Source organism: Marinobacter sp. JSM 1782161, assembly GCF_011421605.1.
In the GTDB taxonomy this organism is placed as follows: domain Bacteria; phylum Pseudomonadota; class Gammaproteobacteria; order Pseudomonadales; family Oleiphilaceae; genus Marinobacter_A; species Marinobacter_A bohaiensis.
In genome coordinates, this window is sequence record NZ_WSSA01000002.1 from 2,551,096 (window position 1) to 2,577,943 (window position 26,848).

The window sequence follows — 26,848 nt, forward strand, 5'->3', positions numbered from 1 at the left end:
CGCCGGCTGCGGCCATCAGGAACTGGCCGGGAAGGTGAGGCGCACCACGTCGGTATGCTCGCTGGAGGGCCAGCGCTGGGTGACGGCCTTGCGGCGGGTGTAGAAACGCACCGAGTCGGGCCCGTAGGCGTGCAGGTCACCGAACAGGGATTCCTTCCAGCCGCCGAAGCTGTGGTAGGCCGCCGGCACCGGCAGCGGGACGTTGATGCCCACCATGCCCACTTCGATCGCGTCGGCAAACACCCGGCCGGCTTCGCCGCTCTGGGTGAACACGCAGGTGCCGTTGCCGTAGCGGTGCGCGTTGATCAGCTGGATCGCCTCATCCAGGCTGCTGACCCGCACCACGCAAAGCACCGGGCCGAAGATCTCATCGGTGTAGATGCTCATGTCCGCCTTGACCCGGTCGAACAGCGTGGGGCCGAGGTAGTAACCGTCGGAGTGGCTCACCATGGGGTGCTCGCGGCCGTCCAGCACCAGCTCGGCGCCGGCCTCCACGCCCGCGTTCAGATAACCGAACACCTTGTCCCGGTGGCCGGCGTTGATCAGCGGACCCATGTCCATGCCGTCCTCAGTGCCCGGGCCAACGTTCAGGTCACGAGCCCGTGCGACGACCTTGTCCACCAGCGCGTCGGCGGTTTCATCGCCCACGCAGACCGCCACGGAAATCGCCATGCAGCGTTCGCCGGCACTGCCGTAGGCGGCGCCGATCAGGGCGTTGGCGGCGTTGTCCAGGTTGGCGTCCGGCAGCACCACGGCGTGGTTCTTGGCGCCGCCCAGGGCCTGGACGCGCTTGCCGTTGCGGGTGCCGCCCTCGTAGAGAGCCCGGGCGACCGGCGTGGACCCCACGAAGCTCAGGGCGCGTACGTCGGGCGCGTCGATCAGCTGCTCGACCACTTCGCGCTGGCCGTGGACGACGTTGAACACGCCTTCCGGCAGGCCGGCTTCCTGCAGCAGATCCGCCATCTTCACCGCCGTCGACGGCACCTGCTCGGACGGTTTTAGGATAAAGCTGTTGCCGCAGGCGATGGCCATGGGGAACATCCACAGCGGCACCATGGCCGGGAAGTTGAACGGGGTGATGCCCGCCACCACGCCCACCGGCTGGTGGTTGGAGAAGCTGTCGATGCGCGGGCCGGCGTCGTGGGAGTAGTCGCCTTTCAGCAACTCCGGCACGCCGCAGGCGTATTCAACGTTCTCGATGCCGCGGCGCAGCTCGCCCAGGGCGTCGTCGAGGGTCTTGCCGTGTTCTTCGCTGATCAGCCGGGCGATCTCCGCGGCGTCGCGCTCCAGCAGGGCCTTGAAGCGGAACATCACCTGGGCGCGCCTGGCCGGCGGCGTGGCCTGCCAGGCCGGCTGGGCCTCGCGGGCGATGCGGATCACGTCGTTGACCAGATCGGTATCGGCCAGGGCCACCTGGCGGATCACCTGACCGTCGGCCGGGTTGAAGACATCGAGGGTGGCCGGCGTGCTGACCGGCTCACCGGCGATGCGATGGGATACGTTCGTCATGGGTGCTTTCCTGTGTCGATCAGCCCAGCAGGGCTTCGCTGAATGGGTAGCGGGACAGCTTCTGGTAACCGGTCTCGGTGATGACCACCTCTTCCTCCAGCTTGACGCCGTCCTGCTGGCCTTCCTCGCCGATGTAGCTCTCCACGGACACCACCATGCCCGGCTCCAGGACGCCGTCCTTGGAGAAGCGGTCGAAGTCCATGTGGTGCGCCACCAGCGGGGTTTCGCCGTGCATGCCGACGCCGTGGATGATGCTGGGGTAGCGGCGATTCAGGAAGCGTTCGGGGATCTTCCAGGCCTTCTCGGCGATCTCGCGGTATTCCACCCCCGGGCCCAGCAGGTCCATGTTGTGGTGCACCTGTTCGTAGGCCATGCGGTAGAGCGACTTCTGGTAGCCGGTCGGCTTGCCCGGGCCCACGTGGAAGGTGCGGGAGAAGTCGGAGTAGTAGCCGTGGATACCGATGGTGTCGGTATCCAGCGCCACCAGTTCGCCCGGGCGGATCACCCGGTCGCTGGCCTCGTTGAACCAGGGGTTGGTGCGCGGGCCGGAGTTCAGCAGCCGGGTCTCGATGAACTCGCCACCCTGGCGGATCACTTCGCCATAGAGTTCGGCGAACAGTTCGTTCTCGGTGATGCCCGGACGGATCGCCGCTTCCACCCGCGCCACGGCGGCCTCGCTGCCGGCCATGGACTGGGCCAGACAGGCGATCTCTTCCGGCGTCTTGATGCGGCGGCAGTGCAGGATGTCCTGCATGCAGTCGAACACTTCGAGGTCCTGGGCTTCCAGGGAGCGCGCCAGGTTCAGGGCGCAGCGGTCCAGCCCCACCTTGCGGTTGCCGCGACCGTGCTCGGCCACCAGCTCGGCGATTTCCACGCCGAACGGGTCGCTGGACAGTCCGTCGCGCTGGTTCACCGCCGACCACACCACCTGTGAGGTGCGGGACTCGTCGATGGTCTCCAGGCCCATGGAGACGTGGGCGCTGCCCGGGTATTCGAACAGGATCACCGGGCCTTCCAGCGGCACATAGATGTAGCGCGTGGAATTACGCAGGAAGTAGCCGAACATGTTGCGCGAGCCGGTGGCGTAGCGCTGGTTGTATGGGTCGAACAGGATCACCGCGGCGTAGCCCTGCTCGCGCATCATGGTGCGCAGGCGCGCCAGGCGGCCGGCCCGGAGCTGTTTCGGGTCGAACGCGGTGGGGATGCTGTCGCCGTTGGCGACCGGCGCCGACGGCACTACCGGAATCGAATCCGGCTCGTTATCCGTCAGCGGCTGGGTTTCTACGATACTCATGGATCAATCTCCTGCGGATCAGTCGGCCAGGTTGTCGCTGCGGGTCAGGCCCTGTTCCAGCAACTGTTCGTGAATCGGCGCCATGCGGCCGAAGATACGCTGGGCCCGTTCCGGGCGGCCGATGAAACCAGGCTCCTTGGCGTAGGCGAAGATCACGGTGTGGCGCTCTTTCTCGCCTTCCACCGGCGTGACCCGGTGCAGGGAGTAGCGGCCGAAGAACACCTGCAGGTCGCCGGGCTGGAGATCCAGCTTCTTGACGGTGCGGTGGTCGCCGTCCAGCACCTGCTCGACGGCGTCGTAGTTCTCGCCGGCCTGGCTGCGAATGCCCGGCGCATACTGGAACTGGCCACCACCGAGGGACTGGCGAGTCATCATGGTGACGATGAATTCGTTGGTGTCGTAGTGCCACGGATGCTGGCAGCCTTCGCGCAGCACGTTGATCACAAGGTCCGCCAGCGGGTCGGCGTACTGGTGGATTTCCTTCATGCCCACCACCGACGCGATGAAGCTCTGGAAATCCGGGTCCTGGTAGACCTGGCGGACGATGGTTTCCTGGTCGATGCGATCGCCGGCCACGAAGCCGTTGGTGCGGTCGTCGAACCGATTCTTCGGGTGCGAGTCCGGCAGCGACGGGTCGGCATCGCAGTTGTACGGGTTGGTCTCGGTCTGGTTGTAGTGGGCATCCGGCGACAGGCGCTCGGTTTCCCGCTCCAGGCGATCCAGGGCTTGCTGGCGTACAAAGCCATCGAGTACCACACAGCCATCGTCGGCCAGTTGGGCATGGCAGCGGGCCAGCAGGGCCTGCCCGGCCTTGGAATCCAGATTGCGGATGGGGTAGCGGTCGGTATCGATCAGGGCATCAAGCGGTGACGACACCGCACTGATTGCTTCGGCTTGCACGTGAAACTCCTTGGTGTTGGAAACGTCTTTTTACCCTATGGCCCTCCCAGAAATTAGTGAAATTAATCTTTAACATCTGTTTTATTTCAACTTAAAATAAGTGGATGGATACCCAACTGCTCAGAACCTTCGTCGCCGTCGCGGAAAGTCAGGGCTTCAGCGCCGCCGCCAAAGTCCTCCACCGCACCCAGTCCGCCGTCAGTCTCCAGATCAAACGCCTGGAGGATCAGATGGGGGAAACCCTGCTGCAACGCACCCGCCGCAGCGTCGCCCTGACGCCCGCCGGCAGCCGCCTGCTGCCCTACGCGCGGCACATGCTGAAGCTGGAAGATGAGGCCCGCCAGGAGATGGGCGCCGACCGCCAGGGGGAGCTGATTCGCCTGGGGATCACCGAGGAGCAGGCGATGGCGTACCTGCCGGAATTCCTCGACCAGTTCGCGCGGCAGTACCCGACCGTGCGCCTGGAGCTGACCTGCGGTGTGAGCTCGCGGCTGGTGGATCTGTTCCAGGAAGGATTGCTCGACGTGGTGCTGGCGATCCGCCACTCCCCCACCCGCACCGGCCAGTTCATCGCCACCGAACCGCTGGTCTGGACCCTGGCCCGGGGCAAGACCCTGGACGACTGGGACGTGCTGCCCCTGGCCCTGAACCCGGAGGGCTGCATCTTCCGCGCCCACGCGGTGGCGGCCCTCGGTCGCGCCGGCTTCCGCTGGAACGTGCGCTATACCAGCTACTCACCGACCGGCGTCAACCTGCCGGTGCAGTCGGGGCTGGCGATGACCATCAAGACGCCCCGCAGCGTGCCGGAAGGGTGTGTGGTGGCGCCGGAATCGGCGGCACTGCCGGACCTGGGGCTCGTGGAGGTGGAGATCCACCGCTCGCCGGCCCATTCCAGCGAGGCCTACGAGGCCTTCTGCGACACCCTGACCAGCGTGGTGCACCAGGCGGAGGACACGGCCTGATTGCTTCGCCCACTAAACGAATCCGTTATAGCATCTCAAAATAATTAAGCGATGGGCGATTTCTGGCCCGACGGTAAAATATCCATCAAATATATGTTTTAAATCGATTTATCCGTCAAAACCGAGAAAACAGATTCGATCCTGCAATCAGATTTATTTCAATTACTAATAACTATCGCCTGTATTAACGCGACGCTTTTGTTAGGGTAAAAAGCTTTCCGCCGGGCACAACCGACGCGTCACTCCGTGCCCGGATACTCTGGCCGCCCGTTCTATACTGAAGGGGCTTCGCCCGCTGATTACCCGAGACTGCAGGAGACCGATCTGGTGGAACTGATCCAGTACGCGCTCGACAATATGGGGCTGCTGACAACCCGGACGCTCGAGCACATCGCCCTGGTGTTCGTGGCCGTGGGCCTGGCGACCGTGACCGGCGTGCCCATCGGTATCGCCATCACCAAGAACGAGCGCATCGCCCGGTATGTCCTCTACGTGGCGTCGATCATCGTGACCATCCCGTCGATTGCCCTGTTCGGCATCATGATTCCGGTGCTGTCGATGATCGGCCACGGCATCGGTTACGTGCCGGCGGTGATCGCGGTACTGCTCTACTCGCAGCTGCCGATCATCCGCAACACCTACACCGCCATTAACAACGTCGACCCGGCCCTGCGCGAAGCGGCCCGGGGCATCGGCATGAGCGGCAACCAGCGCCTGCGCATGGTGGAAATCCCGCTGGCCGTACCGGTCATCATGGCCGGCGTCCGCACCGCCGTGGTGCTGAACATCGGCGTCATGGCCATCGCCGCCTACATCGGCGCCGGCGGCCTGGGCACCTTTATCAGCCGCGGCATTTCCCAGTCCGACCCGCGCCAGCTCATTGTCGGCGCGGTCGCGGTGAGCCTGCTGGCGATCATCGCCGACTACGGCCTGCTGGCCATCCAGAAGCGCCTCACCCCGAAAGGCATGGGCGCTGCCACGTCCGCCGTCTGAACCGTTCGGCCCCGCTTTACCGACCAAGGATTATTCGATGATTCAACTCGAGAACCTGACCAAGATTTTCGAAACCCCGAAAGGTCCGGTCACCGCTGCCGACCACATCAACATGACGGTGCCGAAGGGGGAAATCTGCGTGCTGCTGGGCCCGTCGGGCTGCGGTAAGACCACCACCCTGAAGATGATCAACCGCATCGTGCCGTCCACCTCCGGGCGGGTGCTGATCAACGGCGAGGACACCAGCGGCCTGAACACCCAGGAGCTGCGCCGCAACATCGGCTACGTGATCCAGCAGATCGGCCTGTTTCCCAACATGACCATCGAGGAAAACATCACGGTTGTGCCCAAGCTGCTGGGCTGGGACAAGGCCCGCTTCCTCAAGCGCGCCCGCGAAATGATGGACATGATCGCCCTGGACGCCTCCACCTTCCTCAAGCGCTACCCCAGCGAGCTGTCCGGCGGGCAGCAGCAGCGCGTGGGCGTGGCCCGGGCGCTGGCGGCGGATCCCCCCGTGATGCTGATGGACGAGCCGTTCGGCGCCATCGACCCGATCAACCGGGCGGTGATCCAGGACGAGTTCCTGGCCATGCAGAAAGAGCTCAAGAAAACCATCATGTTCGTCAGCCACGACATCGACGAAGCCATCAAGATGGGCGATCGCATCGCCATCTTCCGTACCGGCAAACTGGTGCAGTACTCCGAACCGGACGAGCTGTTGGCCGCCCCCAAGAACGAGTTCGTCGAGTCCTTCCTGGGCGAGGACCGGGCCCTGAAGCGCCTCAACCTGGTCAAGGTCCACGAGCTGGCCAGCGAGAAAATCGGCTACGTGCGCCCGGACGACACCCTGGAGACCGCCTACAAGCGCATCGAGGAGCACGGCTACCTCAACTGCGTGGTGATGGTGAACGACAAGCACCAGCCCATCGGCCTGATCGACAAGGCCCTGGCGCGCACCACCCAGGGCTATTGCCGCGATCACTACGAGAGCATCCACACCGTGGTCGGACTGGACGACGACCTGCGCAAGGTCGCCTCCCTGATGTTCGCCCACGACATGACCTGGATGCCCTGCGTCAACGCCGAAGGCCGCCTGTGCGGCCAGATCACCCAGCGCGCCATCACCCGCCACCTGGGCTCACGTTACCGCTCGCTGGCCGGCGCGCCGACCGCCGGGGCGGAAGCCGGCATCGCCCCGGAAGCGAACCAGGCGGGGGAGTGATCCATGCCGATACAGTACTTCAAGGGCATCGGCCGGTTCGCGCTGCTGGTCGCCATCTTCGCCGCCGGCGTCTGGGCCCAGTCCAGCGGTGTGCTGGATGACTTCCTTTATTACCTGCCGGACGTGGAATACCTGGCCAAGCAGCACCTGTGGCTGACGGCCATCTCCGGCGGGCTGGCCATCCTGATCGCCATTCCGCTGGGCATCGTGCTGTCGCGACCGGCCATGGACCGCTACGCCGAAACCCTGATGCAGGGTCTGAACGTGGGCACCACCATCCCCACCCTGGCGGTGCTGGCGCTGTCCATGAGCTTCCTGGGCATCGGCACGCTGCCGGCCGTGTTCGGCCTGTTCGTGGCCACCCTGCTGCCGATCACCCGCAACACCTACGCCGGCCTCAAGGACGTGTCGCCGGCGCTGATCGAGGCCGCCGCGGGCATCGGCATGTCGCCGCTGCAGCGGCTGATCAAGGTGGAGCTGCCCAACGCCCTCTACGTCATTTTCGCCGGCATTCGCACCGCGCTGACCCTGAACGTGGGCACCGTGCCGCTGGCATTCCTGATCGGCGCTGGCGGTCTGGGCGAACTGATCTTCACCGGCATCGACCTGTACGACCCGGTGATGATGCTGGCCGGGGCCATTCCCACGGCGCTGCTCGCCATTGTGGTGGACGCTTTGGTCGCCCTGGCAGCGTTCCTGATCGTACCGCGGGAAGTGAACCCGTCCCGCGCCTGAGGCAAACCGAACCGAAAACGCATCCAGAACCCATCCGGCGCTGCCGGACACATCAAAAAACACAGAAGAGGCAAGGCTCATGAAACGATTCATCAAACCCGTAATGGCCATGGTCCTGGCCGCGGCATCCACCGTGGCCGCCGCCGACGACGTCGTGGTGGGCGGCAAGAACTTCACCGAGCAACAACTGCTGGCGAGCATGACCGCCCAGTATCTGGACGGCCTGGGCTACGACGTCGACAAACGCGCCGGCATGGGCTCCGCCGTGCTGCGCCAGGCCCAGGAAAACGGCCAGATCGACCTTTATTGGGAATACACCGGCACCTCGCTGATCAACTACAACGACATCACCGAGCGCCTGTCCCCGGAAGAGACCTACAGCACCGTCAAGGAACTGGACGGCGAGAAAGGTCTGGTGTGGCTGGAGCCGTCCGACGCCAACAACACCTACGCCCTGGCCATGCGTGAAGACGACGCGGCCGAGCGCGGCATCGAGACCATCAGCGACCTGGCCGCCGCCGTGAACGACAGCGACGATCTGACCTTCGCCTGCAACGCCGAGTTCTACGCCCGCGAAGACGGCCTGCGCCCCCTGCAGCAGGAATACGATTTCCGCTTTGCCCGCCCGCAGATCAAGCGCATGGATTCCGGCCTCGTCTACCCGGCCCTGCGTGACGGCCAGGTGGAAGTCGGCCTGGTATTCGCCACCGACGGCCGCATCCAGGCGTTCAATTTCCGCGTGCTGGAAGACGACAAGGGTTACTTCCCGGCCTACGCCCTGACCCCGGTCGTGCGTCAGGAGACGCTGGACGCCAATCCGGAACTGGCGGCGCAGATGAACCAGCTGTCCGCCCTGCTGAACGACGACACCATGGCCGGCCTGAACGCCCAGGTCGACGTGGAGAAGCAAACCATCGAGAAGGTGGCCGAGTCGTTCCTGAAAGAGAACAACCTGCTGTAATCCATCCCGCTCGCCGGGCCGCACTAGGCCCGGCATCCACTTTCCCGCCCCTCCGGATCGTCCCATGACCTCCAACCTGCAGCCCCTCGACTGGATCCAGTCCTTCACCCCGGACCAGTTGGAACCGGACGCGATGGCCCACGCCAAGCGCTGCCTGCTCGACCTCGTCGGCGTGGCCGCCGGTGCCACCGCGACACCCCTGGCGGACAAGGCGCGCCGCTTCACACTGAGCCAGTACGGCGGCGAGCGCCCGCTGCTGTTCGCCGACGGCCGGACCTCCCCGGCCGGTGTGGCATTGCACGGCGCCTGGCTGATCGACGCCCTGGACGCCCATGACGGCCAGGTGCTGACCAAGGGGCACGTGGGCGTGGCGGTGCTGCCGGGCCTGCTCGCGCTGCCGGAGGTCAACGCCCTGTCCGGGCGCGCGTTCCTGGGCCTGCTGGTGCTGGGTTACGAAGTAGCGACCCGCGCCGGCATCGCCCTGCACGCCTCGGCGGACGACTACCACACCTCCGGGGCCTGGAACGGGCTGGCCGTGGCGGCGGTCTGCTCGCGCCTGCTGGGTTCGGATCGCGACACCCTGCACCACGCGCTGGGCATCGCCGAGTTCTACGGCCCGCGCAGCCAGATGATGCGCTGCATCGACCACCCCACCATGCTCAAGGACGGCTCCGGCTGGGGCGCCCTGGCCGGGGTGTCCGCCGCGCTGCTGGCCGCCGACGGCTTCAGCGGCGCGCCCACGCTGACGGTCACCGATCCGGCGCTGGCGCCCATCTGGGCGGATCTCGGCGAACGCTGGTACCTCTACGAGCAGTACTTCAAGGCCTACCCGGTCTGCCGCTGGGCGCAGCCAGCCGCGGAAGCGGCACTGTCGATCCGCCCGCAGGGCATCGACCCGGCGCGGATCGCGTGCATCGAGATCGAGACCTTTCACGAGGCCAAACGACTCCACACCCGGGCACCGGCGGATACCGAGCAGGCCCAGTACAGCCTGCCCTGGTCGGTCGCCTGCGCGCTGGTGCGGGGCACCGTCGATACGGACAGCGTCACCCGCGCGTTGGGCGACCCACTGATCACCCGACTGGCCCAACGGGTGGTCATCACCGAGTCGGACGCCTTCAACGAGGCCTTCCCGGCTCGCCGCTGGGCCCACGCCACGCTGGTGCTGGACGATGGCCGTGCCTGGCACAGCGACGCCATGGAAGCCCGCGGTGATCCGCACACGCCGCTGAGCGACGAGGAGATCCGCACCAAGTACCGCGCCCTGGCCAGCCCCGTGCTGGGCGCCGAGGCCACGGCGGAACTGGAAACGGTGATCGACACGCTGGACGAGCGACCGGTGACGGATTTGCTGGATAAGCTGGTTGTCCCCGGGAAGGCGGGAACGGCGTGAATGGGGCGCCCGCTTCGGCTACATTGTCCTGAAAAATCCCTGGAATGACTCCTTAACCTGCTTCACTTTGACTGGCATCATCGCGCCTGAGGAGCCTCTGAAAAAATTCAGACTGTGGATGAAGCGCAACGCCGCGATTCGCCGCAAAATCGACTTTTTCAGCGGCTCCCTAAATACGAGCATTGCCGGAGACCCATTATGCACCACCAGGACGCCCTGCACGTCGGGGCCGCCCAGATCAACAGCGTCCTGGGCGACGTGGCCCGGAACCTCGACACCCACCAGCGCCTGATTGAACAGGGCCGCGCCGCTGGCCTGGAACTGCTGGTGTTCCCGGAACTGTCGCTGACCGGCTACAGCCTGCGCCAGAGGGTGGTGGACGTCGCTATGCCCGCGACGGACGCTCATCTCCTGGAGCTGGCGCGGGCCGCGGGCGAGATGCAGACGGTGGTGGGTTTCGTGGAAGAAGTCAGCCCGGGCGAATACTACAACGCCCTGGCCATCCTGCAGCACGGGGAGGTCCAGGCGGTCCACCGCAAGATCAACCTGCCCACCTATGGCGGCCTGGAGGAAGGCAAATGGTTCTCCCCCGCCGACGCCACCACCCTGTGCCCGGTGGTGGAAGGCTGGCCCGCCAGCTACCTGATCTGCGCCGACCTCTGGCATCCGGGGCTGGTGCACGAGGCGATGATGCAGCGGCCGTCGCTGCTGTGCGCGCCGATCAATTCGGCCTCCGGCATCGTCAGCGAGTCCTTCTCCAACGAGGACAACTGGGCCCTGAACCTGAGTTTCTACGCCATGACCTACGGCACGCCCATCGTGATGGCGAATCGCTACGGGCCGGAGGGCGAAAGCCACTTCTGGGGCGGCTCGCGTATCGTCGGTGCACGCGGTCAGATCCTGGCGGCCGCGGAGGACGGCGAGCAGTTGATCCACGCCACCCTACGCCGCACCGACATCGCCCGCGCCCGGTTCGAGTTGCCCACGCACCGCGACGCCACCCGCTTCCCGCGCTGACATGATCTCGATCCAGTCCCGGCCGGACGAGGCTCCGACCGGCTGATAGGCTTCGTCTTCACTGCCTGAATGTTGTTCACCTGAATAGGGGCACCGATGGACGAATTCATCGACGGTTTCCGCCGCTACGCCGATTTTTCCGGCCGCGCCACCCGGCGCCAGTACTGGATGTTTTTCCTGGTCTATTTCCTGATATCCCTGGCCGCCAACGTGATCGATCTGGCCATGGGCTCGTTCATTCTCTCAACCGTGTTCAGCGTGGTTGTTCTGGTCCCGAGCATCAGCCTGGGCGCCCGTCGCCTGCACGACATCGGTCGCTCCGGCTGGTGGCAGTTGTTGATGTTCGTGATCGTGATTGGCTGGATCGTGCTGGCGCTGATGCTGGCACGCCCGGGCGAAGGGGAAAACCGCTACGGACCAGCACTGGCGGGCACCTAGCGGCGGGCGGACCAGCCGCCCCGGGTAATGCGCCGCCGGCCTCTCACCGGAGGGTTGTACAGGTAGACCCAGGCGGGGCCGAGAGGCGTTGCCAGCCAGCGGCGGTCGTAGGTGCCGCGCGCCGGAGCCTCGGGCCGGTATTCCTCCAGCCAGTCGACCCGGCGCAGGCCGGCGTCATTTACCGCGTAGACTTCCACATCCACGCCTGCGGAGGCTTCCAGCCGCGCGCCGGGATAGGCACCCAGATCGTACAGGGCAATGCTCTGCAGCCGCGTTCGACCCAGAAACCGGGCGCCGCGCAGGTAGCGGTGATTGCTGCCGCCGCGCTTGAGCGTGCCGTACACCGCCACGCGATGGGGACGAACGCGGTCATTGCCGCCGAAGTCATGCTCTGATGTCATCATCCTTACCGGTTTTGTCTATCCTGAAACGAAAGACATTCGCAGTACCTCGGATAGTTTGTCCAGGATGGACGCGATTCTTTTCCCATCCCCTGTCGGGTCTTGATGTAGCCCACGATCGTCTATCGGCGAAATCCTGAGGTGAGTGTTAGACTCGCGCGCTTTTTCGACCCGCTCCGCCGGGTTGGCCTTTTTCACCGGATCGCGGCACCGCCGCTGGGGACCTTTCATGACAGCCATTGTCGACTTCCTGAATTCCATACTCTGGGGCTACGTGCTCGTCTACGGTCTGCTGGCCGTGGGCGTGTTCTTTACCCTCCGGCTGGGACTGCTGCAGTTCCGTCACTTCAACGAAATGATCCGCGCCATCCGCGGCTCCCGCGAAAGCGACGTGCACGGTATCTCGCCGTTCCAGGCCCTGTGCACCAGCCTGGCGTCGCGGGTCGGCACCGGCAACCTGGCGGGTGTCGCCGTGGCGCTGTACCTCGGCGGCGCCGGCGCCATCTTCTGGATGTGGATGGTGGCGCTGGTCGGCATGGCCACCGGCTACGCCGAGAGCACCCTGGCCCAGCTCTACAAGGTGCGCGACGGCAAGGGTCAGTATCGCGGCGGGCCGGCTGTCTACATGGCCAAGGGGCTCAAGGCGCCCTGGGCCGGTGGCATCTTCGCGGTGTGCCTGATCCTGTCCTTCGGGCTGGTGTTCAACGCGGTGCAGGCCAACTCCATCGCCGACGCCATGCAGGGCGCTTTCCACATCCCCAAGCTCTGGGTGGGGGTCGCCGTGGCCTTTTTCGCCGGCATCGTCATCTTCGGCGGGCTGCGCTCGATCGTGCGTTTCGCCGAATTCGTGGTGCCGTTTATGGCGGGACTGTACGTGCTGGCAGCGCTGGTGGTCATCGCCATGAACATCACCGAAGTGCCGGGTGTGCTGGCCACCATCGTCAAGAGCGCTTTCGGTATTTCCGAGGCCGCCGGCGGCGTCGCCGGTTCGGTGACCGCGGCCATGCTCAACGGCATCAAGCGGGGGCTGTTCTCCAACGAGGCGGGCATGGGCTCGGCGCCGAACATCGCCGCCACCGCCACACCGGCCCCGCATCACCCGTCTTCCCAGGGTCTGGTGCAGGCCTTCGGCGTGTTCATCGACACCCTGATCGTGTGCACGGCCACCGCGGTGATGATCCTGCTGTCCGGCGTCCTCGAACCGGGTTCCGGCATTACCGGTACCAAGCTGACCCAGGACGCGCTGCAAGTGCACTTCGGTGCCTTCGGCGCCTACTTCATCGCCATCGCGATCCTGTTCTTCGCCTTCACCTCCATAGTCGCCAACTACACCTACGCCGAGAACGCCCTGATCTACCTCGGGGGCGGCAGTACGCTGGGATTGACCCTGCTGCGCCTGGCGGCGCTGGGCATGGTGGTCTGGGGCAGTTACGAGGCGGTGATCACGGTATTCAACGCCGCCGACGCGTCCATGGGCCTGATGGCCACCATCAACCTGATCGCCATCGTCCTTCTCTCCGGCACGGTGGTGAAACTGACCAAGGATTACCTGGCCCAACGCAAGGACGGCAAGGTGCCGCACTTCAAGGCGCAGGAGTATCCGGAACTGGCCGAGAAGATCGACCACACCATCTGGCGCTGATCGGCCAAGTCGAACTCACGCCCACAAAAAAGCCGCCCATCGGGCGGCTTTTTCATACTCAGTCCGAGCCGATAATCCCCTGCTGCCTTGCCATGGCAGCCGCGGCCTTGGGGCCAGTCCACAGGGACGGCAGGATCACCAGGGACACGGGAATCGCCGTGAGCACGATGAACTGCTGCAACACGCCGATCTGGCCGGCGCCCATGTACAGCAGCATCGCCGCCATCACGGACATCGCGCCGCCCCAGAACACCCGCGTACCCGGGCTGGGTTCGTCGTGGCCGGCGCCGACCATGGCGATGGCGTAGCTCATGGAGTCGCCGGTGGTGGCCACGAAAATGGTGGTCAGCAGCAGGATCGCCGCCGCCATGAACGAGCCGCCCGGCAGGGCCTGGGCCACGGTGAGAGTCGCCACATCGAACTGGAAGCTGTTCAGCGCCTCGGTCAGGTCGAAGGTGCCGGCCAGCTGGTGGTAGATGCCGGTACCGCCCAGCAGGGTGAACCAGATGGTGGTGGCAATCGGCGCCAGCACCGACACGCACAGCACCATCTGGCGCACGGTGCGGCCGCGGGAAATGCGCGCCACGAAGATCGCCATCAGCGGCGTATAACCGATGAACCAGGCGAAGAAGAACACCGTCCACCACTTCATCCACCAGGCCGGTGCGGTCTGGGAGGTCTGCGTGGCCATGGTGAAGAAAGACGACACGTACTCGCCCATGGACTGCAGGTAGGTGTCCACCAGGAACAGGGTCGGGCCGAAGACGACGATCACGCCGGCGATGATCAGCGCCAGCACCACGTTGAACCGGCTCAGCAGCTGGATGCCCTTGTGCAGGCCGGTCAGGGCGGAGGTCATGTACACCGCCGCCAGGATCGCGAGGATCACCAGCTGGGTGCCGAAACCGTCCGGCAGGCCGAACAGTTCATGCAGGCCGAAGCTCATCTGGGTGGCCAGGAAGCCGATCGGGCCGACCGTACCGGCCACCACCGCAATCACACAGACCGCGTCGATCACGCTGCCCAGCCAGCCGCTGACGGCTTTCTCGCCAAACACTGGGTACAGCAGGGTGCGCGGCTGCAGCGGCTTGCCCTGGCCGTAGTGGGCGTAGGCCAGCACCAGCGCGGTCAGCGAACCCAGCACCGCCCAGGCCAGGAAGCCCCAGTGCATGAACGATTGCGCCAGCGCCGGCGCCACGGCATCGGCCGTCGCCGCTTCCGCGCTGAACGACGGCGGCGACACCACGAAGTGGTAGATCGGCTCGCCGGCGGCAAAGAACACGCCGCCCCCGGCCAGCAGGGTACACAGGATCATCGACAACCAGCGGAAGGTGCCGATTTCCGGCGTTGACCGGTTACCGATGCGCGCCTCGCCGCTGCGGGTGAAGGCCACGCCCAGGGCAATGAAGAAGGTCAGCAGCAACAGCAGCTGGAAGAAGCTGCCCATGGTTTTGGCGGTCCAGGCAAAGCCGGCGCCGATCCAGGCGGTCATGGTTTCGGAATCCACCAGGGACAGGGCCACGAAAGCGACGATAAAGGTCATGGTCAGGGCCGCCACCAGCGGGTCGCCCAGTCGGTTGGAACGGGATTGCGCCTGTTCCAGGGCGACATTCGAAGAATTAGACATAGGGAAATTTGAATACTTGAGGAATGGAAAGGGTCGCGCACCGTACAGGAAGGCGATGGGTTACGCCATCCGTTGTACCCGAGAGCACCGCCAAAGCGGCGGCGCAGGCAAGGCTGTCCATTCGCTTCTGGCTGGAGCATCCAGTCCTGAGCCGTTTCATTTCATCAACGCGGCACGGTGACGTCGCGCTTGTACCCGGCGGTGAACACTGGGACACATCCGCCCCAGGCTTTAAACTGTCCGCCCGGAACCAACCTGTCGGAGCGTCATGAACCGTCCCATCGCCACCGCATCGCTGGATGATCCGCTCTACTACCTGAAGAACTTCGAGACCGTGGTGCGCTGGGTGCGCGAACACCACGGTGACCTGCTCACGTCCGACGAGCGCGCCCTCATCGACCGCCTGCTCGACCTGCCCCAGCCGGCCCGCGCGCTGCTGGTGCGGCTGGTGATGCGCAGCGGCGAACGCTTCCGCCAGAGCAAGCTCAACTACCCCGAACTGGGCGCCCCGGTGGATGAGGCGCTGGACGCGCTGGCCGCAGCCGGCTGGGTGGAAAACGACCCGGAGCTGGACATCGAAGCGCTGTTCGACGCCCTGACCGTCGCCGAGTGCCGCAACGCCCTGGGCGCCTGGCTGGCCGAGAGCCCCCTGCCCCGCTCCGCCAGCAAGAAGGCCATGCTCGCCCATTGCCGGGAACTGACGCCGGAACCACGGCGTTTCTCGCACTGGTGGCCGCAGACCGATGATCGCCTCGTGGCCCTGCACCACATGGCGCTGTTCGATCGTATCCGCCTGATGTTTTTCGGAAACCTGCGCCAGAGCTGGCCGGACTTCGTGCTGGTGGAACTGGGCCATCACCGCTATGAGACGGTGCCGTTCACGCCCGATTCCCGGGCTTTCCAGAGCCGCGACGACGTGGACCGCTACCTGGCCATGCAGGCCTGCCGCGACCGCCTGGAAGCCGGCGAGTCGCCCGACACCATCTGGCCGGACGTCCCACCGCGCAACGCCAACCCCTGGCTGGAGAGCCGGCGCGGGCGACTGCTGATGGAGCTGGGACGCCAGGCCGACCGCAGCGGCGAAGCCGAGCTGGCCCTGCGGGCCTGGGGCGAGAGCGGGCATCGCGAGGCGCGGCTGCGGCAGCTGCGATTGCTGGAACGGCTCAAGCGGCCGGAGGAAGCCTGGGCCGTTGCGCGTGACGCCGTCGACGACCCGCGCGGCGACGGCGAAGCCCGGGGCCTGGAGCGCCTGCTCAAACGACTGGCCAAAAAGCTCGACCAGACGCCACCGCTGGCGCCCCGGCGGCCGCCGATTCCGGAGCAGACGCTGGTGCTGCCAAAGCCCGAGGCCATGTCGGTGGAGTGGGCCGCCCTGGAGCACCTCAGCCAGGAGCGGGCGCCGGTCTGCTACGTGGAGAACACCCTGATCAACGGCCTGTTCGGCCTGCTGTGCTGGCCGGCGCTGTTCGCGCCACTGCCCGGCGCCTTTTTCCACCCGTTCCACCTGGCGCCGGCGGACCTGCACCGGGAAGATTTCGTGCAGCGCCGCCAGGCCCTTTTCGACGATTGCCTGGCCGCACTCGACGGCGGCGACTACAAGGACCGCATCCGTGACAACTGGCGTGCCAAGCAAGGCCTCTCGTCCGCCTTCGTGCACTGGCCAGTGCTGACGGAACCGGTGCTGGAGATGGCCCTGGCGTGCATCCCGGCCGCGCACCTGAAGTTGCTGTTCCAACGCCTGTTGCGGGACCTGCGCGAACACCGCAGCGGCCTGCCCGACCTGATCCGGTTCGTGCCAGACGACACCACCTACGAGATGATTGAGGTGAAAGGCCCGGGCGATCGCCTGCAGGACCACCAGATCCGCTGGCTGGAGTTCTGCCTGGAACACGGCCTCCCGGTATCGGTGTGCTACGTGCGCTGGTCGGAGGCCGAGTGATGCCGATTGCCGTGCGCACCCTGTGCGAGTTCGCCGCCCGCCGTGGCGACCTGGATCACCGCTACACTCCGGCACCGTCCGCCGAGGACGGCATCGCCGGACACGCCCGGGTCCAGGCGCGGCGCGGGCCGCAATACCAGGCGGAAGTTCCGCTGAGCGGCGAGTGCGCGGGCCTGTCCCTGCGCGGTCGCGCCGACGGCTACGAGCCGCTGGCCAACCGGCTGGAGGAGATCAAGACCCATCGCGGTGACCTGGAACGCCTGTCGCCGGACCAGCGCGCCCTGCACCGGGCGCAGCTGCGGGCCTACGGCGCCCTGCACTGCCAGGCCAGCGGCCGGGACAGCGTCGAGCTGGCCCTGGTCTACTACGACATCGGCCGCGACCGGGAAATCGTGGTGCGCGAATCCGCCAGCGCCGACAGCCTGTGGCAGGAGCTGACCGACCTGTGCCAGGCCTACCGCGCCTGGGCCCAGCAGGAAGCGGCGCACCGGCGCGAGCGGGATGCGGCGCTGGCCAACCTGCGCTTTCCCTTCCCGGATTTCCGGCGTGGTCAGCGCCCCCTGGCGGAGACGGTCTACCGCAGCAGCCTGCGCCAGCGCTCGTTGCTGCTGCAGGCGCCGACCGGCCTGGGCAAGACCCTGGGCACGCTCTATCCGGCCCTGATGGCGCTGCCCCGGGCCGGGCAGGATCGTCTGTTCTACCTGACCACCCGCAATCCCGGCCGCGACCTGGCGCTGGACGGCCTGCAACGGCTGGCCGACGCCCAGGACGGCGCCGTGCCCCTGCGCATCCTGGAACTGAGCGCCAAGGACCACGCCTGCGAACACCCGGACAAGGCCTGCCACGGCGAGGATTGCCCGCTGGCCCGGGGCTTTTTCGACCGCCTGCCCGCCGCCCGCCAGGCCGCGGTCGACCACCCCGGCCCGTTGACCCGGGAAGCGCTGCGCGACATCGCCGCCGAGCACGGTCTGTGTCCCTATTTCCTGGCCCAGGAGATGGCCCGCTGGAGCGATGTGGTGGTGGCGGACGTCAACCGGATGTTCGACCAGCACGCCCTGCTGCATGGCCTGACCCGGCAGAACGACTGGCGCGTCAGCCTGCTCGTAGACGAAGCCCACAACCTGATCGACCGCGCCCGGGGCATGTACTCGGTATCGCTGCGTCAGTCGCGGCTGCTGCAGGCCAGGAAGCAGGCCCCGGCCAGCCTGAAAGGCCCCATCAACCGGCTGGCCCGGCAATGGCAGACGCTGGCCCGCGAGTACGGCAGCGACGATGACCGGCCCGTGTTTCTGGACACACTGCCCAAAGCGCTGCTGGGCGGCCTCAACGGGCTGGTCTCGGCGATCACCGATTACCTCACCGACCACCCGCCGGACCTGGCCCTGCAGGAGCTCATGTTCGACTGCCTTGCCTTCAGCCGTCTGGCGGAATCGTTCGGCGACCACTCCCTGTGCGAATACCACCGCGGCGGCCGCGGCCGGGCCGAACTGGCAATCCAGAACCTGGTGCCGGCGGACTTTCTCAGGCCGCGCTTCGAAGCCGCCGACAGCAGCCTGCTGTTCTCCGCCACCCTGTCGCCGGGAATCTACCACCGCGACCTGCTGGGCCTGCCGCCGGAGACGGCCTGGCAGTCCGTGCCCAGCCCCTTCCACAGTGGCCAGTTGCAGATCCACTTCGCCGACCGCATCAGCACCCGGCGCGCCCACCGCGAGGCGTCCCTGGGGCCGATTGCCGAGCTGATCGCCAGCCAGTACCGGCGCCAGCCCGGCAATTACCTGGCCTACTTCAGCAGCTTCACCTACCTGGAGGCGGTCCGCGCGCGGCTGCAGCGCGAGGCGCCGGATATTCCCGTCTGGCACCAGCACGGCGGCATGAGCCAGGCGGAGCGGGCCGGGTTCGTCGAGCGTTTCACCGAGGACGGCCAGGGGGTCGGATTTGCGGTGTTGGGGGGCGCCTTCGGCGAAGGCATCGACCTACCCGGCACCCGCCTGATCGGCGCCTTCGTCGCCACCCTCGGCCTGCCGCCGTTCGATCCCTGGCACGACGTCCTGCGCCAGCGACTGGACGCCCGTTTCGGCGCCGGCTACGACTACACCTACCTCTACCCGGGCCTGCAGAAAGTGACCCAGGCCGCCGGTCGCGTCATCCGCACGCCGCAAGACACCGGCACCCTCTGGCTGATCGACGACCGCTTCGCGCAACCGGCCATTCGACGCCTGCTGCCGGACTGGTGGTTCGCCGATGACGACACGCCGAAACATGAAGGCAGCCTTGCGCGGATGTAACTCAACTCCGACGGTGGATGCTTTAGACTGGGTTGCCATTATCGGACGGTCAGCGCGCCCCATCGCGGCGCATCCACGGCCGTTCGTGACTCCCCACGGGGCCCCGCGCTCCGGCGTTTTGCGGGAGACCAGAAGCAGCAGGCTGTCGTCACGCAGTAACATCGCGGCCTGACAATTGCATCGCATAACCATGCCGGGAATCCCTGGCCCATTCGCCAACGAGGGGAGCGGGCAACCATTGCCTACGCTTTCCACAACAGCTCCAAGGCAAGGACGTGAACATGGACCTGAGTATCGTTGTCGCGGCGTATAACATTTCAGAATTCATCGACGACTGCATCCTGTCGATTGTCGAGCAGGACACCCGCATTCCTTTCGAGCTCATTGCCGTGGACGACGGCTCCACCGATGACACCGGCGAACGCCTGACGGCCCTCGCCGAGCGTTTTCCCGAGCGAATGCGCGTGGTCACCCAGGTCAACGGCGGCCTGTCCGCGGCCCGCAACACCGGGTTCGAGCACTCGACCGGTGAGTTCATCTGGTTCATCGACGGCGACGACATGATCACCCCGGGCGCCATCGACAGCATCGTCGCCACACTCAAGCAGCAGGCGCTGGACTGCGTGCACTTCGGTTTCCAGGAAGTCGACGAAGCCGGCACCGAGCTGCCGGGCCGCCACACGCCCCTGCAACTGGGCCTGATCTCGGGACGCCAGTTTTTCCGCGAAGGCGTGAAAGCGTTCCACATCGCCACCACCGCCTGGACCTACGTGTACCGGCGTTCGCTGCTGGTCCAGTCCGGCCTGCGTTTCGAGCCCAACCTGCTGCACGAAGACATGCTGCACACGCCGCAGTTGCTGCAGGAGGCGGACCGCTTCGTCACCCTGGAGCAAGCGCCCTATCTCTACCGTCAGCGCTCCGGATCGATCACCCAGGCGGTGAATCCGGACAAGGCCCGCGCCAGGGTCGACAGCCTGATCCAGATCTTCCTGGAGCTGCACTACCTGCGCCGCGAAACCCGCGACAATCACTTCCGCGAGGCGCTGGGCTGGTACGCCTACCACGTCTACCGCAAGGCCGTTAAAGAGGCGCAAGGCGCGGACCTCAAGGAATGCCAGCAGCGTCTGCGCCAGCTCAACCAGAGCACCCGCGCCTGGCGTCTGTTTCCCAACCACGATCTCGTCAGCGGCCTGAAGAAGGCGGCGCTCAGCGTGATCTATGGACCGACCTCGTACTTTCAACGGAATCTCAGGGATGAAGCTCGATCAGCACGATTTTGAATCCATCATGCAGCGGGAGTTCGGAGCGTCGACGCTGACGCTGGCCAGCTTCCCGGGCAACGCCGGCGACCACCTCATCACCATGAGTTCGCTGAGCACACTGGAGAAACTGGGCCTGAAGGTGAACCTGGCCCTGCCCGGTGCGCCGGTGGGGGAATCCGCCGCCAACCGCACCCTGCTGGTGGCGGGCGGTGGCAACCTGGTCCCGCTCTACGACGACGTGGCGCAACTGCTGCACCGCTTCAAGGACGCCTTCCAGCGCCTGGTGGTGCTACCGCACACCATCGCCGGTCACGAACCGCTGCTGCGCGAACTGCCGGACAGCACCCTGATTTTCTGCCGGGAAAAGCCCTCTTTCGATTACGTCAGCAACCAGGTCAGCGCGCAGACCTACCTGTGCGACGACATGGTCTTCTATGGCGATATGAGCGCCTTTCGGGTGCGCCACCTGCCGCTGGTATGGCTGCGCGAGCTGTTCGGCACCTTCCGCGTGACCGGCCTGGGCCGGCGCAAGTACGCCGAGGCCAAGCTGCGCCTGCTGGGGGGCTGGCTGCGCCGTCGCCTGAGCCGCTCCGGCACCCGCGCCGGACACCTCTATCGCACCGACCGGGAAAGCGCCGGCCAGCCGATTCCCGACGATAACTGCGACGCCTCGGTGGCGTTCGACTATGGCCAGACCTCGATCGAACGCATCCGCGAATCGGCGCGGGATTTCGTCAACTACATCGACCAGTTCGACATCGTCTACACCGATCGCCTGCACGTGTGCATCGCGGCGGCGCGACTGGGCAAGACGGTCTATTTCAGTGGCGGCAGCTATCACAAGTGCCGATCGGTCTACGAGAATTCCATCGCCGGCCGGTTCGACAACGTGATCTGGACATGAGCAACGAGCCGAACGCGACGACCGCCGAAAACAAGGCCGCGTCCGGCGGCCGTTCCCTGATCGGCCTGATGCTGCGCAGCAGCTCGGTCAACGTCCTGATCGTGGTGATCTCCACGCTCAACGCCGCCCTGGTGGCGCGCATCCTGGGTGTGGAGGGTCGAGGCCATCTGTTCCTGCTGTTCCTGCCGATGTACTTTGCACCGCTGGGTTGCAACCTCGGGCTGCATCGGCTGGCAATCTACCTGGGCAAACGCGAGCAGCGCCAGGCCGCGGCAGTGCACCTTGCCATCGGCGCGGCCGCCGCCACGGTTTTCGCGGTGATCTGGTGCCTGATTTTCCCGTTCTACATCGAGCCCAAGTACACCAGCCTCAACACCGCGATCGTGATACTGACCCTGGCCGGCACCGTGTCGTTCACCGCCGCCACCTACCTGCAGGCGCTGGCCGCCATCGACCGTCGCTTCATCATCCCCGACGTGGCCAAGTTCATCCTGCCACTGCTTAACGGGCTGCTGCTGGGTTGCGCCTTTCTGCTCGACATCGGCAGCCCGGAGATCCTGCTGGGTTTCCAGATTGTCTGCCGGCTGGCCGAGATCCTGTTTATCAGCTGGGCCCTGCGGCGCCTGTTCCGCACCCAGCAGATCGAGCGCCAGCCCGGGCTGCCCCGGCAAAACCGTCGCTACTCCCTGCGTTTCTGGCAGTCCGACCTGATGGGCCTGCTGCAGCAACACCTGGACAAGATCCTGGTGTCGCTCATCGCCACCACCAGCGAGATGGGCATCTACGCGGTGTCGGTGACCCTGGCCATGTCCGCCCGCCAACTGGTGGGTAACGTCACCAATGTGATCATCGCCCGGGTCAACGCCCAGGATGAAGCCGAGATGCGCCGCACCTTCAGCCGATGGACGCTGATCTATTTCGGGCTCGGGCTGGTGCTCTGGCCCATCTGCCTGGTGGTGCTGGAATACCCGGTAGCCCTGGTGTTCGGCAAGGACTTCAGCGGCGTTGCCCACATTACGTCGCTGCTGCTGCTCAACGTGATTCTCGCATCGGTGGCCTGGCTGGTGATCCAGCCGCTGCTGCTGACCGGGCACAACCGGGTCCAGGTTCGCGCCCAGCTGGCCGGCACCCTGCTGTTCGTGTCCGGCTCCGTGTGGGCGGTGCGCGAATCCAGCCTGGAGATCTTCATCTACTCGATGATCGCCGGCTCGCTGCTCAAACTGCTGATCTGCCTCGCCCGAATGTACTTCGGGCCCCATTCCCGCCAACCGCGAGGCTCCACATGACGTTACTGCACGCCGTGCCGGCCTATTCCCGGATCAATGAGGAATACATTTTCCTGCACCTGCGCAGCCTGATGCGCCAGGGCTACGATTGCCGGCTGGTGACCTCGCGCCTGCTGGACACGCCGGACCGGGAACTGCCGGGGCTGGAAGTGCACGTTGTGCCAGGCCGGGAGAGCGGCGGCTGGGCCCGAACCCTGACACGGATCGAATCCAAGCTGCTGCGCCAGTACCGGGAATTCGAGGTGGCGACGACGGCCATCGCCCAGCCCACCCGCGGGGTGGCCGCGGTGCAGGCGCAGTTCGGCATGTCGGCGACCAATTTCCTGCGGGCACGGGTGCCGGTGATCACGTCCATGCACGGCTACGACGGCAATGTGGCCCTGCACCAGCACCGGGAATTCCGTCGCGCCATGGAGAAGCTGAGCGCCGGGTCCGAGCGGATCTTTACCTTTCCCAGCCAGCACTTTGCCAACCAGGTTGCCACCACCCTGAAGCTGGCGCCGTCCCAGGTGCGGGTGGTGCGCAACTACGTCAACCAGAACTTTTTCCCGTGGCGTCCGCGCCAGTACGACGGCGGGCCGCTGCGGCTGGCCTGCATCGGCCGGTTTGAAGGGTTCAAGGACCAGGCCACGCTGCTTGAGGCGGTGCGCCTGCTGCGCGACAAAGGTGTCGACGTGACCCTGGACCTGGTCGGCTTCGGTCCCACCGAGGCACGGCTGCAGTCTTTCATCGGCGTACACAGCCTGGCCGACCGGGTCACGCTGCACGCCGGCCTCAGCCGCGACGGCATCCGCACCCTGCTCTACAACAGCCACGTCTACGTACAGCCCTCCCACGTCGATCCCCAGACCGGCGCGGAGGAGAGCTTCTGCATCGCCATCATGGAAGCCCTGGCCAGCGGCCTGCCGGTGATCTCATCGGATTACGGTGCCCTGGCGGAGATTTACGCCCCCATGGCGCAAGCCGATAGCAACGGTTTCCGTTTCTTTGAGGCGGGGGATGCGGAGGCGCTGGCAACAGTGATCTCGGCCAGTCGCGAGCACTACCAGAGCCCGGACGAACAGAGCGTCCAACGCTTTATCGGCGGGTTCTCGGAAGAGGCGGTGGGGCAGCACTGGGCTGATATTCTGGACAGTCTGGGCGTCGTGCCGGACAGCGCGGCCAGCCCTTCGCCCCTCCCCGACGCGGCGTCCTGAGCCGCACGCTATGAGCCGCCCCCGCACTCGCGGAGGCGGCTACGCCGGCATCAGCGGCGTTTTCCCAGCAGCACCAGTCGACTCCAGCCATAGCGGGACGCCACCCGGTCGACGATGATCGGTGCCACGATGCCGCACACCAGGCCGACGACGAGCAGCAGGAAGGTGTCGGTCACCCCCAGTTTTTCAAGGATGATCCGCGACGGCGCCGCGGCAAACACGTGGTAGATATAGATGCTGTAGGAAAAGCCGCCGATGAAGACCAGCCAGCGCACCTTCCACTGGGACGCCAGCAGGAACAGGCCGCTGCAACAGCCAATCACCAACGCCGGTACCGACTGGTCCGGCACCCGCGCGGTCAGTCCGGCCACGCCCATCAGAGCCCAGGTGCCGCAGAGCACGAACAACAAACCAGCCGGCCACAGCACCGTCGGCCGGAACAGAGTCTCGCGAAAACGGTTGCAGGCCGCCCCGAACAGAAAGAAGGGGATCAGGTAGATGGCACCGGCAAAGCCCAGATAGATCGGCGGCTTCTGGTACAGCACGTGAATAACACAGCCAATCGCCATAACGGCAATGAAGCGCCTTCCCGTGGACAACAGACCGCCCATCTCCAGCAGCATCACCAGCAGGAAGATCCAGAACAGGGACTCCACGTACCAGAAATGCTCGACCGGGACGATGTGCAGTGTCAGGAAATCCTCCAGCGCCATCGGGGTGTTGGTGCCGGGCGCCACGCTCTTGAGGATGGCAAACAGGGTGCCCACCACCAGCATAGGCACCAGCAGGCGGCGCACCTTGCCCTGCATGAAACGGCCAGCGCCGCCGCTGAACGGACGCATGGCGTAGACGTAGCCGGACAGGAAGGTGAACAGAGGCATGCGCAGATAGGCCAGCGCGTCGGTCACCAGCCGGTAGATGGAGTCCGGGTCTTCCACCCGCAAACCGGTGTAGGGCTTGCCGCCAACCACGTGGAAGCCAACGAGCAGGAGACAGGCCAGGCCGCGCAGGGTTTCCACGTTCAGGTCGGTCCGGCGTCCCGCCTTGGCGCCGGAGATGACACCGGACGAGCCGTCGGCCAGCCCACCGGACAGGGTATTCGTTATTTCGGCCACGCCACGCCCTCCTGCGGTTCCAGTTGCATCACAGGCCCACCGCCCTGTCGTTCGACTTCGCGGCGGACTGCTCCTCAAGCAGTGCCCCGAACAGGTTGAGGTACTGGTCGATCACGTTGGCGGCCAGCATATCCGGCGATCGCAGCCGCGCGTTACGGGTCAGCTCCGCCAGACGTTCGCGGGTCAAACCAGCCAGGGCGTCGTGAATGTTCGCCACCGTCGGCGTGAACACCAGGCCATCCTGTTCGTGGCGCACCATCTCCGGCTGCCCGCCCAGGTTACAGGCCAGTACCGGGATGCCGTTCAGCAGGCTTTCGCTGACCACCCGCGACAGCGGTTCTTCCCAGGTGGAGGGCATCACCATGACATCCATGCGCGGATAGAAGTCCGCCGGTTGGGTCTTGCCCAGATAGGTGATGCGCTCGTCGCCGGCAATGATGTCCTGCAGCCGGGCCACGTCGGCGTCGCTGCCTGTACCGGCGATGTCCAGGGTCATGTCCCGGCGCGCCAGCTTGCGGAAGGCTTCGGCCAGGATGAAGGTGCCCTTGTTCTCCGCCACCCGGCCGATGAAGCCGACGCGGATCGGATCGCCGTGCTGGCGCTCGGCGCGCGGAAACTGCAGGTGGTCGCCGGGCCGGTTGTGGATCGCAGCGGTGCGCCGGGCATTCGGGAAGAAGCCCGCCTCCAGATGATGCTGCAACATGTAGTCGGACACGCCTACCGCCGCGTCCACACACTCGCTGTGACGACGCCGGGTCACCTCGGCGGGCAGACAACCGGTGCAGGTCTTCTGGCAGGTGGCCCCGTTGCGGTAGCGGTTGGAGCGCTGGCAGCGCAGGTAGAAATCGCGAATATTGTGGACCATCACCGCGTCGTCGCGCTTCTGCTGGCGAATGGTCTTCCAGAACTGGGTGGAAAACCCCAGCAGGTTGTTGGTGTGGATCACGTCGAATTCGGACAGGTCCACGTACTTGTCGGCGTCACCGCCCTGGAACACGTCGATCAGGTGCCAGCGGGTGCGTTCGGTGAGCGAGCCCTGGCTGATCAGCGGGATGTGGTGGTTGTAGCTGGGCACGCGGATCACGGTCACGCCGTTGATCTCCTCGCGGTCGCCCACGCCGTCCCGGGACAGGGTCAGTACGCCGACGGTGTGGCCCCGGGCGGCGAAGCCCTCGGCCAACTGCTGCACGGACAGTTCCGCGCCGCCCACCTGGATCGGCGTGTAGAAGGTGTTCACGATCAGTATCTTCATGGCAGCTCTCCCGCTGTGCCGAGAACCCGGTTCACCACCCGGTTCAGGTTCTGCGCCAGCCGTTCCCGCTCGGCGTGTTCGGCGCGGGGCGTCTCGTTGCCCTCAAGCACCTGGCGCAGTATTCCGCCCAGTTCCCTTTCGTCATAGACCACCTGGGCCAGGCCGCGGGCCTCCACCTGGCGGGCTGTGGCGATCTGGTGATCATTGCGGTGTTCGTTCAGGTCGTAGCGACGCGGCACCACCACCACCGGAATCCCGCGGTCGTTGCAGGACAGGATGGTCCCGATGCCACAATGGCCCACCACCACCTGGGCGGCGTCCAGGTATTTCTGGTAGCTCTCCGGCTCCAGGTAGCGTTCGTAGCTGATGTGGCGCGGCAGGTACTCGCCCCGGCCGATCTGGGCAAAGGCCGGGTAGGTGTGGTCCGGCCCGATCCATTCATCCAGGCTGCGGACCAGCCGGTCGAACGCCAGTTGTGTGCCTACGGTCAGAAAAATCAAAATGCCGGCTCCTAA

At 65.8% G+C, this 26,848-nt stretch carries 23 protein-coding genes; 15 read left to right on the forward strand and 8 right to left on the reverse strand.

All coding sequences use genetic code 11. The features are described 5' to 3' along the window. Window positions 1-15: 15 nt before the first annotated feature. The 3 genes from GQB00_RS11435 to GQB00_RS11445 are packed head-to-tail and all read right to left on the reverse strand — an operon-like array spanning window position 16 to window position 3,703. Entirely contained in the window at window positions 16-1,509 is a 1,494-nt protein-coding gene (locus GQB00_RS11435; RefSeq protein ID WP_165856305.1) for a CoA-acylating methylmalonate-semialdehyde dehydrogenase, read from the reverse strand. A gap of 19 nt (window positions 1,510-1,528) precedes the next feature. Then, window positions 1,529-2,803 carry a M24 family metallopeptidase gene (locus GQB00_RS11440; protein WP_165856306.1) on the reverse strand — a complete coding sequence of 425 codons (1,275 nt, stop codon included), beginning with the start codon at window positions 2,801-2,803 and terminating at the stop codon, window positions 1,529-1,531. An 18-nt stretch (window positions 2,804-2,821) separates the two neighbouring features. Beyond that, entirely contained in the window at window positions 2,822-3,703 is an 882-nt protein-coding gene (locus tag GQB00_RS11445) for a hypothetical protein (RefSeq protein ID WP_165856307.1), read from the reverse strand. A gap of 104 nt (window positions 3,704-3,807) precedes the next feature. Here GQB00_RS11445 and GQB00_RS11450 point away from each other — a divergent pair, with 104 nt between their 5' ends. The 8 genes from GQB00_RS11450 to GQB00_RS11485 all read left to right on the forward strand — a co-directional run bounded on the left by GQB00_RS11450 (window position 3,808) and on the right by GQB00_RS11485 (window position 11,424). Continuing rightward, window positions 3,808-4,665 (forward strand): LysR family transcriptional regulator, encoded by an 858-nt coding sequence (locus GQB00_RS11450; protein WP_111493609.1) that lies wholly within the window; start codon window positions 3,808-3,810, stop codon window positions 4,663-4,665. Window positions 4,666-5,022: 357 nt separating this feature from the next. Next, entirely contained in the window at window positions 5,023-5,658 is a 636-nt protein-coding gene (locus GQB00_RS11455) for an ABC transporter permease (protein ID WP_204355787.1), read from the forward strand. Window positions 5,659-5,695: 37 nt separating this feature from the next. Next, entirely contained in the window at window positions 5,696-6,880 is a 1,185-nt protein-coding gene (locus GQB00_RS11460) for an ABC transporter ATP-binding protein (RefSeq protein ID WP_165856308.1), read from the forward strand. Between the two features lie 3 nt (window positions 6,881-6,883). Beyond that, on the forward strand, window positions 6,884-7,615 hold the full coding sequence (locus GQB00_RS11465; protein ID WP_111493605.1) for an ABC transporter permease: 732 nt from the start codon (window positions 6,884-6,886) through the stop codon (window positions 7,613-7,615). A 79-nt stretch (window positions 7,616-7,694) separates the two neighbouring features. Beyond that, window positions 7,695-8,576, forward strand: coding sequence for a glycine betaine ABC transporter substrate-binding protein (locus tag GQB00_RS11470; RefSeq protein ID WP_165856309.1), 882 nt, complete (start codon window positions 7,695-7,697; stop codon window positions 8,574-8,576). 64 nt (window positions 8,577-8,640) lie between these two features. Beyond that, window positions 8,641-9,969, forward strand: coding sequence for an MmgE/PrpD family protein (locus GQB00_RS11475; RefSeq protein WP_165856310.1), 1,329 nt, complete (start codon window positions 8,641-8,643; stop codon window positions 9,967-9,969). Window positions 9,970-10,167: 198 nt separating this feature from the next. Continuing rightward, the gene (locus GQB00_RS11480; RefSeq protein ID WP_111493600.1) at window positions 10,168-10,986 is read left to right on the forward strand and encodes a nitrilase-related carbon-nitrogen hydrolase; all 819 of its coding nucleotides are present in this window, start codon (window positions 10,168-10,170) and stop codon (window positions 10,984-10,986) included. Between the two features lie 96 nt (window positions 10,987-11,082). Beyond that, window positions 11,083-11,424 (forward strand): DUF805 domain-containing protein, encoded by a 342-nt coding sequence (locus tag GQB00_RS11485; protein WP_165856311.1) that lies wholly within the window; start codon window positions 11,083-11,085, stop codon window positions 11,422-11,424. Here the strand turns inward: GQB00_RS11485 and GQB00_RS11490 are convergent. Beyond that, entirely contained in the window at window positions 11,421-11,825 is a 405-nt protein-coding gene (locus GQB00_RS11490) for a gamma-glutamylcyclotransferase family protein (RefSeq protein WP_165856312.1), read from the reverse strand. The genes GQB00_RS11485 and GQB00_RS11490 overlap by 4 nt on opposite strands. 229 nt (window positions 11,826-12,054) lie before the next feature. Here GQB00_RS11490 and GQB00_RS11495 point away from each other — a divergent pair, with 229 nt between their 5' ends. Beyond that, window positions 12,055-13,467, forward strand: a complete 1,413-nt coding sequence (locus tag GQB00_RS11495; RefSeq protein ID WP_111493596.1) for an alanine/glycine:cation symporter family protein — start codon at window positions 12,055-12,057, stop codon at window positions 13,465-13,467. Between the two features lie 58 nt (window positions 13,468-13,525). Here the strand turns inward: GQB00_RS11495 and GQB00_RS11500 are convergent, their stop codons facing one another. Then, window positions 13,526-15,094 (reverse strand): BCCT family transporter, encoded by a 1,569-nt coding sequence (locus GQB00_RS11500; protein WP_165856313.1) that lies wholly within the window; start codon window positions 15,092-15,094, stop codon window positions 13,526-13,528. Window positions 15,095-15,362: 268 nt separating this feature from the next. Between GQB00_RS11500 and GQB00_RS11505 the strand changes: the two genes are divergently transcribed. From GQB00_RS11505 to GQB00_RS11530, 6 genes are all read left to right on the forward strand, one after another. Next, complete coding sequence (locus tag GQB00_RS11505) at window positions 15,363-17,033, forward strand: VRR-NUC domain-containing protein (RefSeq protein ID WP_165856314.1); 1,671 nt, start codon at window positions 15,363-15,365, stop codon at window positions 17,031-17,033. Beyond that, the gene (locus tag GQB00_RS11510; RefSeq protein WP_165856607.1) at window positions 17,033-19,318 is read left to right on the forward strand and encodes an ATP-dependent DNA helicase; all 2,286 of its coding nucleotides are present in this window, start codon (window positions 17,033-17,035) and stop codon (window positions 19,316-19,318) included. The genes GQB00_RS11505 and GQB00_RS11510 overlap by 1 nt, the downstream gene beginning before the upstream one ends. Before the next feature lie 281 nt (window positions 19,319-19,599). Beyond that, window positions 19,600-20,598 (forward strand): glycosyltransferase, encoded by a 999-nt coding sequence (locus GQB00_RS11515; RefSeq protein ID WP_165856315.1) that lies wholly within the window; start codon window positions 19,600-19,602, stop codon window positions 20,596-20,598. Continuing rightward, entirely contained in the window at window positions 20,573-21,484 is a 912-nt protein-coding gene (locus tag GQB00_RS11520; RefSeq protein ID WP_111493586.1) for a polysaccharide pyruvyl transferase family protein, read from the forward strand. The genes GQB00_RS11515 and GQB00_RS11520 overlap by 26 nt, the downstream gene beginning before the upstream one ends. Then, window positions 21,481-22,770 carry a lipopolysaccharide biosynthesis protein gene (locus GQB00_RS11525; protein WP_165856316.1) on the forward strand — a complete coding sequence of 430 codons (1,290 nt, stop codon included), beginning with the start codon at window positions 21,481-21,483 and terminating at the stop codon, window positions 22,768-22,770. Before GQB00_RS11520 ends, GQB00_RS11525 begins: the two co-directional genes overlap by 4 nt. Next, the gene (locus tag GQB00_RS11530; protein WP_165856317.1) at window positions 22,767-23,966 is read left to right on the forward strand and encodes a glycosyltransferase family 4 protein; all 1,200 of its coding nucleotides are present in this window, start codon (window positions 22,767-22,769) and stop codon (window positions 23,964-23,966) included. Before GQB00_RS11525 ends, GQB00_RS11530 begins: the two co-directional genes overlap by 4 nt. 50 nt (window positions 23,967-24,016) lie before the next feature. Here the strand turns inward: GQB00_RS11530 and GQB00_RS11535 are convergent, their stop codons facing one another. The 3 genes from GQB00_RS11535 to GQB00_RS11545 are packed head-to-tail and all read right to left on the reverse strand — an operon-like array spanning window position 24,017 to window position 26,833. Further along, a complete protein-coding gene (locus tag GQB00_RS11535; RefSeq protein WP_162628709.1) occupies window positions 24,017-25,081 on the reverse strand; it encodes an acyltransferase family protein in 1,065 nt (354 codons plus the stop codon). A gap of 28 nt (window positions 25,082-25,109) precedes the next feature. Beyond that, window positions 25,110-26,333 carry a glycosyltransferase family 4 protein gene (locus GQB00_RS11540; RefSeq protein ID WP_165856318.1) on the reverse strand — a complete coding sequence of 408 codons (1,224 nt, stop codon included), beginning with the start codon at window positions 26,331-26,333 and terminating at the stop codon, window positions 25,110-25,112. Beyond that, the gene (locus GQB00_RS11545) at window positions 26,330-26,833 is read right to left on the reverse strand and encodes a glycosyltransferase (protein WP_162628708.1); all 504 of its coding nucleotides are present in this window, start codon (window positions 26,831-26,833) and stop codon (window positions 26,330-26,332) included. The genes GQB00_RS11540 and GQB00_RS11545 overlap by 4 nt, the downstream gene beginning before the upstream one ends. Window positions 26,834-26,848: the final 15 nt, after the last annotated feature.